The sequence below is a fragment of the Ectopseudomonas toyotomiensis genome, assembly GCF_900115695.1.
Lineage (GTDB): Bacteria > Pseudomonadota > Gammaproteobacteria > Pseudomonadales > Pseudomonadaceae > Aquipseudomonas > Aquipseudomonas toyotomiensis.
This window is the reverse complement of the sequence record NZ_FOXK01000009.1, coordinates 250,425-263,059: the sequence shown is the minus strand read 5'-3', so window position 1 is coordinate 263,059 and position 12,635 is coordinate 250,425. Positions and strand designations below refer to the sequence as shown.

The 12,635-nt window shown below is 65.0% G+C and carries 12 protein-coding genes; 7 read left to right on the top strand and 5 right to left on the bottom strand.

Features of this window, described 5'->3' with window-relative positions; translation table 11 throughout:
* Positions 1–45: 45 nt before the first annotated feature.
* On the bottom strand, positions 46–699 hold the full coding sequence (locus BM186_RS19350) for a histidinol-phosphatase (RefSeq protein ID WP_074917506.1): 654 nt from the start codon (positions 697–699) through the stop codon (positions 46–48).
* A 144-nt stretch (positions 700–843) separates the two neighbouring features.
* Between BM186_RS19350 and BM186_RS19345 the strand changes: the two genes are divergently transcribed.
* On the top strand, positions 844–1,323 hold the full coding sequence (locus BM186_RS19345; protein WP_004373919.1) for an RNA pyrophosphohydrolase: 480 nt from the start codon (positions 844–846) through the stop codon (positions 1,321–1,323).
* 18 nt (positions 1,324–1,341) lie between these two features.
* Positions 1,342–3,621: a phosphoenolpyruvate--protein phosphotransferase gene (ptsP, locus tag BM186_RS19340; protein WP_074917504.1), complete on the top strand. Its 2,280-nt coding sequence runs from the start codon at positions 1,342–1,344 to the stop codon at positions 3,619–3,621.
* Between the two features lie 72 nt (positions 3,622–3,693).
* Here ptsP and BM186_RS19335 read toward each other — a convergent pair whose 3' ends face one another.
* Positions 3,694–4,437, bottom strand: a complete 744-nt coding sequence (locus BM186_RS19335) for an NRDE family protein (RefSeq protein WP_074917502.1) — start codon at positions 4,435–4,437, stop codon at positions 3,694–3,696.
* Between the two features lie 128 nt (positions 4,438–4,565).
* Between BM186_RS19335 and BM186_RS19330 the strand changes: the two genes are divergently transcribed.
* From BM186_RS19330 to BM186_RS19320, 3 genes are read left to right on the top strand one after another with little or no spacing between them, the layout of a single operon-like run.
* Positions 4,566–5,348, top strand: coding sequence for a sulfite exporter TauE/SafE family protein (locus BM186_RS19330; RefSeq protein WP_072425065.1), 783 nt, complete (start codon positions 4,566–4,568; stop codon positions 5,346–5,348).
* 10 nt (positions 5,349–5,358) lie between these two features.
* Positions 5,359–6,159: a prolipoprotein diacylglyceryl transferase gene (lgt, locus tag BM186_RS19325; RefSeq protein ID WP_074917500.1), complete on the top strand. Its 801-nt coding sequence runs from the start codon at positions 5,359–5,361 to the stop codon at positions 6,157–6,159.
* The gene (locus BM186_RS19320; RefSeq protein WP_074917499.1) at positions 6,159–6,953 is read left to right on the top strand and encodes a thymidylate synthase; all 795 of its coding nucleotides are present in this window, start codon (positions 6,159–6,161) and stop codon (positions 6,951–6,953) included. The genes lgt and BM186_RS19320 overlap by 1 nt, the downstream gene beginning before the upstream one ends.
* A gap of 106 nt (positions 6,954–7,059) precedes the next feature.
* Here BM186_RS19320 and BM186_RS19315 read toward each other — a convergent pair whose 3' ends face one another.
* From BM186_RS19315 to BM186_RS19305, 3 genes are all read right to left on the bottom strand, one after another.
* Complete coding sequence (locus BM186_RS19315) at positions 7,060–8,442, bottom strand: GTPase/DUF3482 domain-containing protein (protein ID WP_074917497.1); 1,383 nt, start codon at positions 8,440–8,442, stop codon at positions 7,060–7,062.
* A gap of 138 nt (positions 8,443–8,580) precedes the next feature.
* The gene (locus tag BM186_RS19310; RefSeq protein WP_074917495.1) at positions 8,581–9,972 is read right to left on the bottom strand and encodes a DUF2868 domain-containing protein; all 1,392 of its coding nucleotides are present in this window, start codon (positions 9,970–9,972) and stop codon (positions 8,581–8,583) included.
* Between the two features lie 60 nt (positions 9,973–10,032).
* The gene (locus BM186_RS19305) at positions 10,033–11,184 is read right to left on the bottom strand and encodes a glycerophosphodiester phosphodiesterase (protein WP_074917493.1); all 1,152 of its coding nucleotides are present in this window, start codon (positions 11,182–11,184) and stop codon (positions 10,033–10,035) included.
* A 143-nt stretch (positions 11,185–11,327) separates the two neighbouring features.
* Here BM186_RS19305 and BM186_RS19300 point away from each other — a divergent pair, with 143 nt between their 5' ends.
* Together BM186_RS19300 and BM186_RS19295 are read left to right on the top strand one after the other, a co-directional pair.
* Positions 11,328–11,858, top strand: a complete 531-nt coding sequence (locus BM186_RS19300) for a dihydrofolate reductase (RefSeq protein ID WP_074917491.1) — start codon at positions 11,328–11,330, stop codon at positions 11,856–11,858.
* A 121-nt stretch (positions 11,859–11,979) separates the two neighbouring features.
* Complete coding sequence (locus tag BM186_RS19295; protein ID WP_072424864.1) at positions 11,980–12,627, top strand: YitT family protein; 648 nt, start codon at positions 11,980–11,982, stop codon at positions 12,625–12,627.
* Positions 12,628–12,635: the final 8 nt, after the last annotated feature.

Genomic DNA, 12,635 nt, shown 5'->3' with positions numbered 1-12,635 from the left:
CTCCTGCATCCATGCAGTCGTCGCGAAGCAGTATGCCGATCCCTCTCAACGCAGCGAAATCACCGGCCAGCCGCGTTCGAGAGCTGTGGCGCGCAGCACGTCGTCCGGGTCGACCGCCACCGGGTTGGCCACGGCCTCAAGCAGCGGCAGGTCATTGCGCGAGTCGCTGTAGAAGTAAGCGTCGTCGAGGTTGTACCCCGTCTCCGCCAGCCATTCGTTCAAGCGGGTCACTTTGCCGCCCTGGTAGCACGGCATGCCGGTGATCTGCCCGGTATAGCGGCCGTCCTGCATACCGCATTCGGTGGCGATCAACGTCTCCACACCCAGGCGCTCGGCGATGGGCGCGGTGACGAAGCGGTTAGTGGCGGTGATGATCACCAGTTTGTCGCCCGCAGCGCGGTGTTCGGCCAGCAGTGCCTCGCCCTTGGCCAGGATGATCGGCTCGATCACCTCGGCCATGAACTCGCGATGCCACTGCGCCAGTTGCGCCATGTCGTGGCGGCCGAGAATGGCCTGGCTGAAATTCTGATAAGCCACCACGTCCAGCTTGCCGGCGCAGTAATCGGCATAGAAGGCATCGTTGCGCGCCAGGTACTCGGCCGCGTCGACCAGGCCGCGCTGGCAGACGAATTCGCCCCAGCTGTGATCGCTGTCGCCAGCCAGCAGGGTGTTGTCGAGATCGAAAAGGGCCAAGCGCACGGTTCGTTACCTGTTCTGTAGAAAGGGAAGGCGCGCCAGAATAGCCGCTTTGCCGGGGCTTTCAAACAGCGCCTAAACCCGCGTTGCTGCTGTCGCCGGCTTTGTGGAACAATGCCGGAACTTGCGTGTACGAGGTTGCTTGCCGTGATCGATTCTGATGGTTTCCGCCCGAATGTCGGCATCATCCTGACCAATGATGTCGGCCAGGTGCTCTGGGCCAGGCGTATCAACCAGGATGCGTGGCAGTTTCCCCAGGGCGGCATCAATGATCGTGAATCGCCGGAAGAGGCGCTTTACCGTGAACTGAATGAAGAGGTCGGGCTCGAAGAGCAGGATGTGAAGATCCTCGCCTGCACCCGCGGCTGGTTGCGTTATCGTTTGCCGCAGCGTCTGGTGCGCACGCACAGTCAGCCGCTGTGCATCGGGCAGAAGCAAAAGTGGTTTCTGCTGCGCCTGACGGGGGCTGAAGACCGCGTACGCATGGACCTGACCGGCAAGCCCGAGTTCGATGGCTGGCGCTGGGTCAGCTACTGGTACCCGCTGGGCCAGGTGGTCACATTCAAGCGCGAGGTCTACCGCCGCGCGCTCAAGGAACTCGCCCCGCGCCTGATAGTGCGCGACTGATACGGACCCCAATCGAGCATGCTCAATACGCTGCGCAAGATCGTCCAGGAAGTAAACGCTGCCAAGGATCTCAAGGCGGCGCTGTCGATCATCGTGCAGCGGGTCAAGGAAGCGATGGGCAGCCAGGTTTGCTCGGTCTACCTGCTCGACCCGGAAACCAACCGCTTCGTGTTGATGGCCACCGACGGCCTCAACAAGCGCTCCATCGGCAAGGTCAGCATGGCGCCCAGCGAAGGCCTCGTCGGCCTGGTCGGTAGCCGCGAAGAGCCGCTGAACCTTGAAGACGCCGCCAGCCACCCGCGCTATCGCTACTTCGCCGAAACTGGCGAGGAGCGTTATGCCTCCTTCCTCGGTGCACCGATCATCCACCATCGCCGGGTGATGGGCGTGCTGGTGGTGCAGCAGAAGGAGCGCCGCCAGTTCGACGAAGGCGAGGAAGCTTTCCTGGTCACCATGAGCGCGCAGCTCGCCGGCGTTATCGCCCATGCCGAGGCGACCGGCTCGATTCGCGGCCTGGGGCGCCAGGGCAAGGGCGTGCAGGAGGCCAAGTTCGTCGGCGTGCCGGGTGCGCCGGGGGCAGCGGTCGGTACTGCTGTCGTGGTGCTGCCCCCGGCTGATCTGAATGTGGTTCCAGACCGCAGTGTCGATGACATCGCTGCCGAGCTGGAGCTGTTCGACAAAGCGCTGGGTTGGGTGCGCGAGGACATGCAGGAGCTGTCCGAGAAACTCGCCACTCAGCTACGCAAGGAAGAGCGTGCGCTGTTCGACGTCTACCTGATGATGCTCGAGGACGCCGCACTGGGTAACGAGGTGCGCAAGGTCATTCGTACCGGCCAGTGGGCGCAAGGCGCCTTGCGCCAGGTGGTGCTCGACCACGTCAATCGTTTCGAGCTGATGGATGACGCTTACCTGCGCGAGCGTGCCTCCGATGTGCGCGACCTCGGCCGCCGCTTGCTCGCCTATCTGCAGGAAGAGCGCAAGACCACGCTGGTCTACCCGGACAACACCATCCTGGTCAGCGAGGAACTGTCGCCGGCGATGCTCGGCGAGGTGCCGGAAGGCAAGCTGGTCGGTCTGATCTCGGTGACCGGCTCGGGCAACTCCCACGTGGCGATTTTCGCCCGCGCCATGGGTATTCCCACGGTCATGGGTGTGGTCGACCTGCCGTACTCGAAGATCGACGGCATCAAGCTGATCGTCGATGGCTATCACGGCGAAGTCTTCACCAACCCCAGTGAGCTGCTGAGCAAGCAGTACGCCGATGTGGTCGAGGAGGAGCGCCAGCTCACCGAAGGGCTCGACGCTCTGCGCGCGCTGCCCTGCGAAACCCTCGATGGCCATCGCATGCCGCTGTGGGTCAACACCGGTCTGCTCGCCGATGTTGCCCGTGCCCAGCAGCGCGGCGCCGAGGGTGTCGGTCTGTACCGCACCGAAGTGCCGTTCATGATCAACGAGCGCTTCCCCAGCGAGAAGGAGCAGCTCGCCACCTACCGCGAGCAATTGCAGGCCTTCCACCCGTTGCCGGTGACCATGCGCACCCTGGATATCGGCGGCGACAAGGCGCTGTCCTACTTCCCGATCAAGGAAGAGAACCCCTTCCTGGGTTGGCGCGGTATTCGCGTGACCCTGGATCACCCGGAAATCTTCTTGGTGCAGACCCGCGCCATGCTCAAGGCCAGCGAGGGGCTGAACAACCTGCGCATCCTGTTGCCGATGATTTCCGGCACGCAGGAGCTGGAAGAGGCGCTGCACCTGATCCACCGCGCCTGGGGCGAGGTTCGTGACGAGGGTACCGATGTGCCGCTGCCGCCTATCGGCGTGATGATCGAGATCCCGGCCGCCGTTTATCAGACCCGCGAACTGGCGCGCCAGGTGGATTTCCTTTCGGTCGGCTCCAACGACCTGACCCAGTACCTGCTGGCGGTCGACCGCAACAACCCGCGTGTGGCCGATCTCTACGATTTCCTCCACCCGGCGGTGCTGCAGGCCTTGCAGAAAGTGGTCAACGACGCGCACCTCGAAGGCAAGCCGGTGAGCATCTGCGGTGAGATGGCGGGTGACCCGGCGGCGGCCGTGTTGCTGCTGGCGATGGGCTTCGATTCGCTGTCGATGAACGCCACCAACCTGCCCAAGGTGAAATGGCTGCTGCGTCAGGTGACCCAGAGCAAGGCCAAGGAGCTGCTCGGCCAGGTGATGACCATGGACAACCCGCATCTGATCTACAGTACCCTGCACCTGGCGCTGCGCAATCTGGGGCTCGGTCGGGTGATCAACCCGGCGTCGAATATCCAGGCCTGATTCGCGAGCAGAGCTCGCTCCTACCTCAGGGGATATATCCCATCAGCGGCGTTGCCGCGGATCGCATCCGAGCTATCCGCGTAACGCGACCTCGCCCACCAAGGCACCATGCGGGCCGAAGCTGCGCTCGGTGATATTCCAACGCCCGTCTCGGCAGACGTTCAGCACCGTGCTGGCGCGGGTGCCATAGGTGGCCGTGGTAATGAAGACACTCGACAGCACGCGCTCCGTCGCCAGCCCGACGCCGGTGTCCGGTAACAGGTGGTCGGCCGGCTGGCTGCGATCGGTCAGCAGCTCCAGTAGCGCTTCATCCTCGCTTTCGAGTCTATCGCTCAGGGCATTTCTGGCACGCAGCAGCTTCGGCCACGGCGTGTCTAGGTCGGCGTTGGACATACCATAAATGCCGCTCTGCAATTGCCGAGGCAGGCCTTCCTGAGAATTGAAATGCCAGAGCTGATGGCGGTCGCCCAACAGCAGGTTGAAGCCGGCATGCTCTTGTGCGTCGCGCATGATCCTGTCGAGATAGGCAGGCGCGGACTCCTGACCCAGCAGGTAGTCGGCTGTCAGCACGCCGCGTGAACGGGGGCCGGCTTTCTGCCTGGGGTCGCGGATATTGGTCAGCGCCGCGAAGCGGCCTTGCGCGGTAACGCCGAGCCAGGTACCCCCAGCTTGCAGATCGCGACCGGCGAATACGCCAGGTGCATCCGGCCATTCACTCAATGCGGCGCTGGGGCGCGCGTAGAACTCGTCGCGATTGGCCGCCATGCGCAGCACCGTCGGGCTTTCGGGCTGCCAGGCGAAGACGATCAGGCACATGCGCATTCCTCCTATGGCGGAGTCTGGCAGGCTAGCGAGCTCAGCCAAGGGCGGCAACCGTTCCGTCGATCCGTGTGCCGTTGAGGAGGCATTTCCGCTACCATGCCGCTTTGTTTTTGGGGGTGTCGATGGAGCTGCTGCTCTACCTGGTGCTGGGCTCGGCTGCCGGTGTGCTGGCTGGCCTGTTCGGCGTGGGCGGCGGTCTGATCATCGTGCCGGTGCTGGTGCTGAGCTTCACCGCCCAGGGTATGGCAACGGAAATCCTCACTCACCTGGCAGTGGGAACGTCCCTGGCGACCATCGTCTTTACCTCGATCAATTCGCTGCTCGAGCACCATCGCAAGGGCGCGGTGCGCTGGCCGCTGTTTCGCTGGTTGACCATTGGCATCCTACTGGGTGCTGCGCTGGGGGCCATGACGGCGGCGTTGATCCAGGGGCCGTTGCTGCAGAAGATCATCGGTACCTTCGCCATCATCGTTGCCGCGCAGATGGCGCTGGACCTGAAACCCAAGGCCAGTCTCGGTGTCCCAGGCAAGCCGACGCTGACGGTAGCCGGCGGGGTGATCGGTTGGGCCTCGGCGATTTTCGGCATTGGCGGTGGTTCGCTTACCGTGCCCTTTCTGGTCTGGCGCAGCGTGCCGATCCAGCAGGCGGTGGCAACCTCGGCGGCCTGTGGTTTGCCGATCGCCATCGCCGGCGCGCTGAGTTTCATGTTTACCGGCTGGGGGAATCCGAATCTGCCGCCATGGAGCGTCGGTTTCGTGTATCTCCCGGCATTGCTGGGCATCGCCGTGACCAGCATGTTCTTTGCCCGTTTTGGTGCGCGTCTGGCTCATCGCCTGTCGCCACTGTTACTCAAGCGTCTGTTCGCCCTGCTGCTGTTCAGCGTGGGTCTGAGTTTTTTCATTTAAGGAGTCCTGGATGCTGCCTTATCCGCAGATCGACCCGGTGGCCATCGCCCTTGGTCCCCTGAAAATCCATTGGTACGGCCTGATGTATCTGGTCGGCATCGGTGGTGCATGGCTACTGGCATCGCGCCGTCTGGAGCGTTTCGATGCGACCTGGACCAAGGACAAGCTGTCCGACCTGGTGTTCTGGGTGGCCATGGGGGTGATTCTCGGTGGCCGTCTGGGCTACGTGTTCTTCTATGACTTTGCCGCCTATATCGCCGAACCGGCGAAGATCCTGCGGGTTTGGGAGGGCGGCATGTCCTTCCATGGCGGCCTGATCGGGGTGATGCTGGCGACCTGGTGGTTCGGCAAGCGCAACGGCAAGAGCTTCTTCGAGCTGATGGACTTTATCGCCCCGTTGGTACCCATCGGCCTCGGCGCCGGACGCATCGGCAACTTCATCAACGCCGAGCTGTGGGGCAAGGCCACCGATGTGCCCTGGTCGATGGTCTTCCCCACCGACCCTGAGCAACTGGCGCGCCATCCGTCGCAGCTGTACCAGTTCGCCCTGGAGGGCGCGGCGCTGTTCACCATCCTCTGGTTCTATTCGCGCAAACCGCGGCCGACCATGGCCGTGTCCGGCATGTTCGCCGCCTGCTACGGCGTGTTCCGCTTCATCGTCGAGTTCGTCCGCGTGCCGGATGCCCAGCTGGGCTACCTGGCCTGGGGCTGGCTGACCATGGGGCAGATCCTCTGCCTGCCGATGATCCTCGGTGGCATCGGCCTGATCGCCTACGCCTACAAGCGCCAGCCCGTACAAGGAGCCGCCTGATGAAACAGTACCTCGACCTGATGCGCCACGTGCGCGAGCACGGCACCTTCAAGGAAGACCGCACCGGTACCGGCACCTACAGCGTGTTCGGCTACCAGATGCGCTTCGACCTGGCCGATGGCTTCCCCATCGTCACCACCAAGAAGTGTCACCTGCGCTCGATCATCCACGAGTTGCTGTGGTTTCTGCAGGGCGACACCAACATCCGTTACCTGAAGGAAAACGGCGTCAGCATCTGGGACGAGTGGGCCGACGAGAACGGCGACCTCGGCCCGGTCTACGGCTACCAGTGGCGCAGCTGGCCGGCGCCCAATGGCGAGTCCATCGACCAGATCGCCAAGTTGATCGAGATGATCAAGAAGAACCCGGACTCCCGTCGCCTGATCGTCTCGGCCTGGAACCCCGCGCTGGTCGAGCAGATGGCGCTGCCGCCATGTCACGCGCTGTTCCAGTTCTACGTCGCTGACGGCAAGCTCTCCTGCCAGCTCTATCAGCGTTCGGCAGACATCTTCCTCGGCGTGCCTTTCAACATCGCCAGCTACGCGCTGCTGACGCTGATGGTGGCGCAGGTGTGTAACCTGCAGCCGGGCGAGTTCATCTGGACCGGCGGCGACTGCCACCTGTACGCCAACCATATCGAACAAACCGACCTGCAACTGACCCGCCAGCCACTGCCGCTGCCGACCATGAAGCTCAACCCCGAGGTGAAGGATCTGCTGGCCTTCAAATTCGAGGACTTCGAACTGGTCGGCTACGAAGCGCACCCGCATATCAAGGCGCCGGTGGCGGTTTGAGACCGGGCGAGTGCGAGCGGTCGTAAGGTGGGCTTTGGTGGGCTGAAGCGGAGCGCCGCCCGGCCCACCCTACAGGTGTGTATCGCCGCCAAACGTAGGGTGGGCTTCAGCCCACCGCTTGCATGGCGATTTCACTGCACAAACGCTCCACCTGTTCGGCGCGCTCGGCCTCTTCCAGACGTGCGCTGGGGTTGAGCGACGACCATTCGGGATGGGCGCGTGCCACGTTCAGCGGGGCGGGCAGCTTGCCGTGGCGCCACAGGGCATCCTGCGGGGCGCTGAGGGTGATGGCGTCCATGGCGGCGTGGCCTCGTTTATCCAGTGCCGCCAGCAGTTGCTGCTGACGCAGGGCGAGCAAGCGCAGCACGGCGTCGTCGACGGTCAGTTCGCGCTGACCTTTGAGCTTTCCCTTCAACCTTTCCCCGTAGTTGCGCAGAGTCTGCGCGCTGCCGCCGATCACTGCGCCCAATGCGGCAGCTGCGCCCATGGTGAGGCCGCCGACCAGCAGGTCGACACCAACGCCGGTGGCCGCGCCCGCTGCCATGCCGCCGCCGACCTTGATGCCCAGTTGCTTCAGCGTTTCCGGATTGAACAGGTCGTCGCCCCAGCGGCCATCGAGCAGAGGCAGGTCGGCCGCCTTGGCATCGCTGCTACGGAAGGCATACAGGCGCAGCAGGGCCTCGACGCAACGCTGCTCGCGCTGACGAATCGCATCACGCAGCTCAGAAATGGCGCCCTGTTCCAGCACCGGTTGAGCGGCGACGCTGCGGCGGCAGGCGGCGCAGTCGATCAGCAGCTCGGCGATCAGGCGGTTGCCGGCCTGGCGACGGGCTTGGCGCTGCGCTTCATGATCCTCGATCAGGCGTTGTAACTGCGGGCGCGAACGCTCCAGCAGTAGGGCGAGGCTTTCGTACAGGCGTCGTTCGCCATCTTCCGGTGGTGCCACGCTGTCGAACGCCACCAGGGCATGCAGGCCGAGGCGAGCCAGGGCTTCGCGCCATTCACCTTCGCGGTGGCTGACGCTGGCGACGAAGTTGAGCACCGGCAGCAGCGGCCGGCCACACATGGTCAGCACCGCCAGTTCGTCGCGGTACTTGGCCAGCACCGGCTCACGCACGTCGATCACATACAGGCCGGCGTCGGAGGCCAGCAGCTGGCGCAGCACCTTGGCCTCCTGTTCGTAGCGCTGGCGCGCCTCGCTGCCGTCGAGGAAGCGGGCCAGGCGCGCCGGGCCGTCCAGGCGTTCACCGGGGCGGTCGAGGCGTTCCAGGTAATCGAGCAGGGCAATGGCGTCCTCCAGGCCGGGGGTGTCGTACAGCTCTAGCAACGCCTGGCCGTCTACCGACAGTCGCGCACCCTCGACATGGCGAGTAGTGCTGGCGCGCGGCGAGACTTCGCCGAACTCCACGTCGCGGGTCAGGGTGCGCAGCAGCGAGGTTTTGCCGACGTTGGTATGGCCGACCAGGGCGAGTTTCAGCGGCGGGTTCATGGCGTGGCCTCGGCCGAGTAGCCCGGAAGCAGAGCGTGCATTGCGGTAGGAGCGAGCTCTGCTCGCGAACCATGGCAAACGGCAAAAGCTTCGCGAGCAGAGCTCGCTCCTACATGAAGTCCATGTGCCTGCGGTTCCCTAATCATGTCCGCTCTCCAGCCAGTTCAGCGGCGCCGTGTCGCCATGGGGCAGTCCCAGCGTGCCGAGGGCCTGGTGCCAGTCCGTCAGGCGCGCGCTGTCCAGGCATTCGCCGGGTGCGGGCGGCAGCAGCCAGATGCGCGTGGCGCTCGCACAACGCGCCAGTTCACCGAGCAGCGCCAGCGTGCCGCGATCCGGCGAGCGGCGTGGGTCGCAGGCGATGGCCAGGCGCTGGGGCGGGAAACGGGTCAGTTGTTCGAGCAACTGGCGGCGTTGTTCACGGCTGTCGATCACCCCGGCATCGGCCACGCCCTTGGGTAGCGGTGTCGGCGGCCAGGGGCGACGCTCGTCCAGTTCGATGCCGAGCAGCAGCGCGCCGCTGCCGGCTTGGGTACTGGCGCCGCCTTGCGGCTGATGCAGCGCGGCGGGGGCCAGGTCGCAGACGCCGAGGCGTTCGCTGTCCGGTTGCAGGCGCTGGCGCAGCAGGCTGTAGCCCGGTAGGTCGAGGTCCAGACGCAGCCTGCGCGTGCCTGACTGCCAGCGCCACAGGCACAGCAGCGCCAGCAGCAGGCGTGGCAGCAGGCCATAGACCAGCGCTACGCCAACCAGCCAGCCGGCCCAGCTCTGCCGGGCGGCTTCGCTGGCGATGGCGGCGTCGCCGCTGGCACGAATGACGTCGATATCCGGCAGGCTGAAGCCGAGCAGCGCAGGCAGGGCGCCTATGGCTTGGGTTAGGGCGATGAAGGTGTCGCCGCCGAGGATGGTGGTTTCCCAGACGAAACCGTAGCGGCGGGTGGCGAGCAGCAGCAACAGGGTGGTCAGCGCGGCGAGCATGGCCAGGGTCCACAGGCCGTTGACCATCAGACCCAGGCCCCAGCGGGTCAGGCGTTGGCGTTGCAGCATCAGCAGCAGGGCCGGGGCCAACTGCGCGGCGCTGGCGTCGCGCGCCAGCTTTTCGCTGAGCCACAGCCACAGGCGACCGAGCGCGCCAGGGCGGTCTCGGGTCAGCAGCAGACCCAGCAGCCAGCCAAGCAGCATCAGCAGGTTGAGCCCGAGCAGGCTGCCCAGCGCCCAGAACACATTGACGGGTTGGCGCCCGTCACCCAACGCGGCCAGAGCCAGACCGAAGCCGCTGAGCAGGGCCAGCAGTGCCAGCAGCCCACCGGCCAGGCGTGCGCCCTGCAGCCAGTGCAACAGCGCCTGCCACTGACCATCTCGACGGGCCAGGTGCAGGGCGCGATGCTGGATGCGTTGGGCCAGGTCACCGTGCTCGGCGCGGGCCAGGCGATTGGCCTCGGCATCTTCGAGCGGGCCGGCGTGTTCCTCACGCAGGCGAATGGTCTCGCTGAGCCAGAGGCGTTGCAGGGGCGTAGGGGAGGAGGCGTCTGTCACGCGGCGTCTCGTCGTTCGGATCAGGGGTTGAGAATAACCCCTGATCCGCCCCGGTGCGAATCAGCGCTGTTCGCGCAAGCGCACGGCGATGTCCGGTTGGTCGATGAACAGGCCGTCGACGCCGGTGGCGAGGAAGGCGCGCAGTTCGGCCTCGATGTCGCCACGTTCGGCCGGCTCGCTGCCGTTGCGCAGGCTGGTGGGCAGGAAGGCGTTCTCGGCGCGGAAGGTGTAGGGATGGACCTTGAGCTTGGCCGCATGGGCGTCACGCACCAGGCTGGTGGGCGTGGTCAGGTTGCCGGCGGCGTCGCGCGGGATGATCATGCCTTTCTCCGGGCCGATGCCGCTGGCGTAGCGGGCGATGGCCTTCAGGCCCTTGGGCGTGATCATCTGGGCGTAGCCCAGGCCGGTGCCGAGCACCTGCTGGTCATAGGGCTGGCCCTCGGTCCACAGCAGTTGCACCAGTCGTACCTGGGTCAGACGGCTCAGGGTCTTGAGGTTCTCCACTTCGAAGGACTGGATGTAAACCGGCGCCTTGGCGCTGTTGTAGCCGTTGCGCTTGAGGATCTTGACCAGTGGCTGCTCCATGGCCAGGCCGATCTGCTGGAAGTGGGTCGGGTGCTTGGTTTCCGGATACAGGCCGATGACCCGCTGCTGGCTGAGCTGCAGACTTTTCACCAGGTCGATGATCTCCTGCAGGGTTGGGATCTCGAACTGGCCATCGAAACGGGTATTGGCCGGGCGCACCTGCGGGATGCGCTCGATGGCGCGCAGGGTCTTGAGTTCGGCCAGGCTGAAGTCCTCGCTGAACCAACCTTCCAGGCTGACGCCATCCACCGTCTGGGTGCGCTTGCGGTTGGCGAACTCCGGACGCTGCGCCACGTCGGTGGTCAGGCCCAGTTCATTGTCGTGGCGGGCCACCAGTTGCCCGTCGCGGGTCATCACCAGGTCCGGCTCGACATAGTCGGCGCCCTGCAGAACCGCCAGGGCATAGGCGGCCAGGGTGTGTTCGGGGGCGTAGCCGCTGGCGCCACGGTGGGCGATGATCAGTGGCCTGGCGTCGGCATGGGGCTCGCCCTTCTGCGCCAAAGGCTGTTGTTGCGCCCAGTCGATGGCGGCCTGCACGCTGTCGGGCTTGGCTGGCGCGGCGAGGCCGAGGGCCGGTAGCAACAGGCCGGCGCAGAGCAGCCAGCTGCGAAGCGGTGTGGTCAACATGGTGGTACCTCCTTGCACGGGGATGGAAACCCAAGCCTGCACCGACAAGGGTGACGATTCTGCTACAGAGGTCCAAGCCTAGACGGTTCTGTGTGCCACTCGGCAAGCCAAAGGTGGGCTGCGGGTGCGCAGGACGCTCTGCTATGCTCGCGTTCATGAAAATGACTCTACCCCTTTCCCTGATCGCCGCGCTCGCGCACAACCGCGTGATCGGTCGCGACAACCAACTGCCCTGGCACCTGCCGGCGGACCTCAAGCATTTCAAGGCGCTGACGCTCGGCAAGCCGATCATCATGGGGCGCAAGACCTGGGATTCACTCGGTCGGCCATTGCCGGGCCGGCTCAACATCGTGGTCAGTCGCCAGGCGGGCCTGACCCTGGAAGGTGCCGAGGTATTCGCGACGCTGGAAGAGGCCATCGAACGAGCCGACGCCTGGGCACGTGAAGAGAATGCCGAGGAACTGATGCTGATCGGCGGCGCGCAGCTCTATGAGCTGGGCCTGGCCCAGGCTGATCGCCTGTACCTGACGCGTGTCGGCCTCGACCCTGAAGGCGATGCTTTCTTCCCTGAGGTCGACGAGGCTACCTGGCGCATGACCTCCAGCCTCGAGCACCCGGCTTCGGCCGAGACACCGTTCTACGCCTTCGAAGTGTGGGAGCGCCGCGGCGCATAATCCTGCCTGGCGTTCCGGCCATCTCTGCCGCCAGACAGATTCCCTGGCGCGCCGTGATGGCCACTGCCTTGCCTTGCCTCTGCCGTAATTTTCTTTCGTGCATCCTGATGCAGGTTCTGTCATGACTGAGCAATCACCCGTCGACGAGCGCCCGAGCGCCGTCGCTGCACTCTTCGTGCGCCATCCACTCTGGGAAGATGCGCTGGCCCTGCTGTTCGGTACCGCTCTGGTGGCATTGGGCATCGCCTTCTACGCCCATGCGGGGTTGTTGACGGGGGGAACCGTCGGCATCGCCTTTCTGGCCAACTACCAGGCTGGTTGGTCGTTCGGTCTGGTGTTCTGCCTGGTCAACCTGCCGTTCTACCTGCTGGGCATCTGGCGCATGGGCTGGGCTTTCACCTTGCGCACGGGCTGCGCGGTGATGCTGGTTTCGCTACTGGCCGAGCTGACGCCGCAGTGGGTCGCCTTCGCCCATCTAAGCGCCGTGTATGCCGCGCTGTTCGGTGGCGCTGCGATGGGGCTGGGTTTGCTTATGCTGTTCCGCCACCGCGCCAGCCTGGGCGGGGTGAACATTCTCGCGCTGTACATGCAGGAGCGCTTCGGTTTCCGTGCGGGGACCGTGCAGATGGCCATCGATGCGAGCATCGTGCTGGCGGCGATCTTCGTCGTGTCGCCAGACAAGGTGCTGCTCTCGGTGCTGGGGGCGGTGATGCTCAATCTGGTGCTGGCGATCAATCACCGGGCGGACCGTTACGTTGGCGTCAGCTGAACCCCGCA

Coding starts and splice junctions, on each gene's coding strand:
- ptsP (WP_074917504.1), top strand. CDS start 1,342: ATGCTCAATACGCTGCGCAAGATCGTCCAGGAAGTAAACGCTGCCAAG.
- BM186_RS19335 (WP_074917502.1), bottom strand. CDS start 4,437: ATGTGCCTGATCGTCTTCGCCTGGCAGCCCGAAAGCCCGACGGTGCTG.
- BM186_RS19330 (WP_072425065.1), top strand. CDS start 4,566: ATGGAGCTGCTGCTCTACCTGGTGCTGGGCTCGGCTGCCGGTGTGCTG.
- lgt (WP_074917500.1), top strand. CDS start 5,359: ATGCTGCCTTATCCGCAGATCGACCCGGTGGCCATCGCCCTTGGTCCC.
- BM186_RS19320 (WP_074917499.1), top strand. CDS start 6,159: ATGAAACAGTACCTCGACCTGATGCGCCACGTGCGCGAGCACGGCACC.
- BM186_RS19315 (WP_074917497.1), bottom strand. CDS start 8,442: ATGAACCCGCCGCTGAAACTCGCCCTGGTCGGCCATACCAACGTCGGC.
- BM186_RS19305 (WP_074917493.1), bottom strand. CDS start 11,184: ATGTTGACCACACCGCTTCGCAGCTGGCTGCTCTGCGCCGGCCTGTTG.
- BM186_RS19300 (WP_074917491.1), top strand. CDS start 11,328: ATGCTCGCGTTCATGAAAATGACTCTACCCCTTTCCCTGATCGCCGCG.
- BM186_RS19295 (WP_072424864.1), top strand. CDS start 11,980: ATGACTGAGCAATCACCCGTCGACGAGCGCCCGAGCGCCGTCGCTGCA.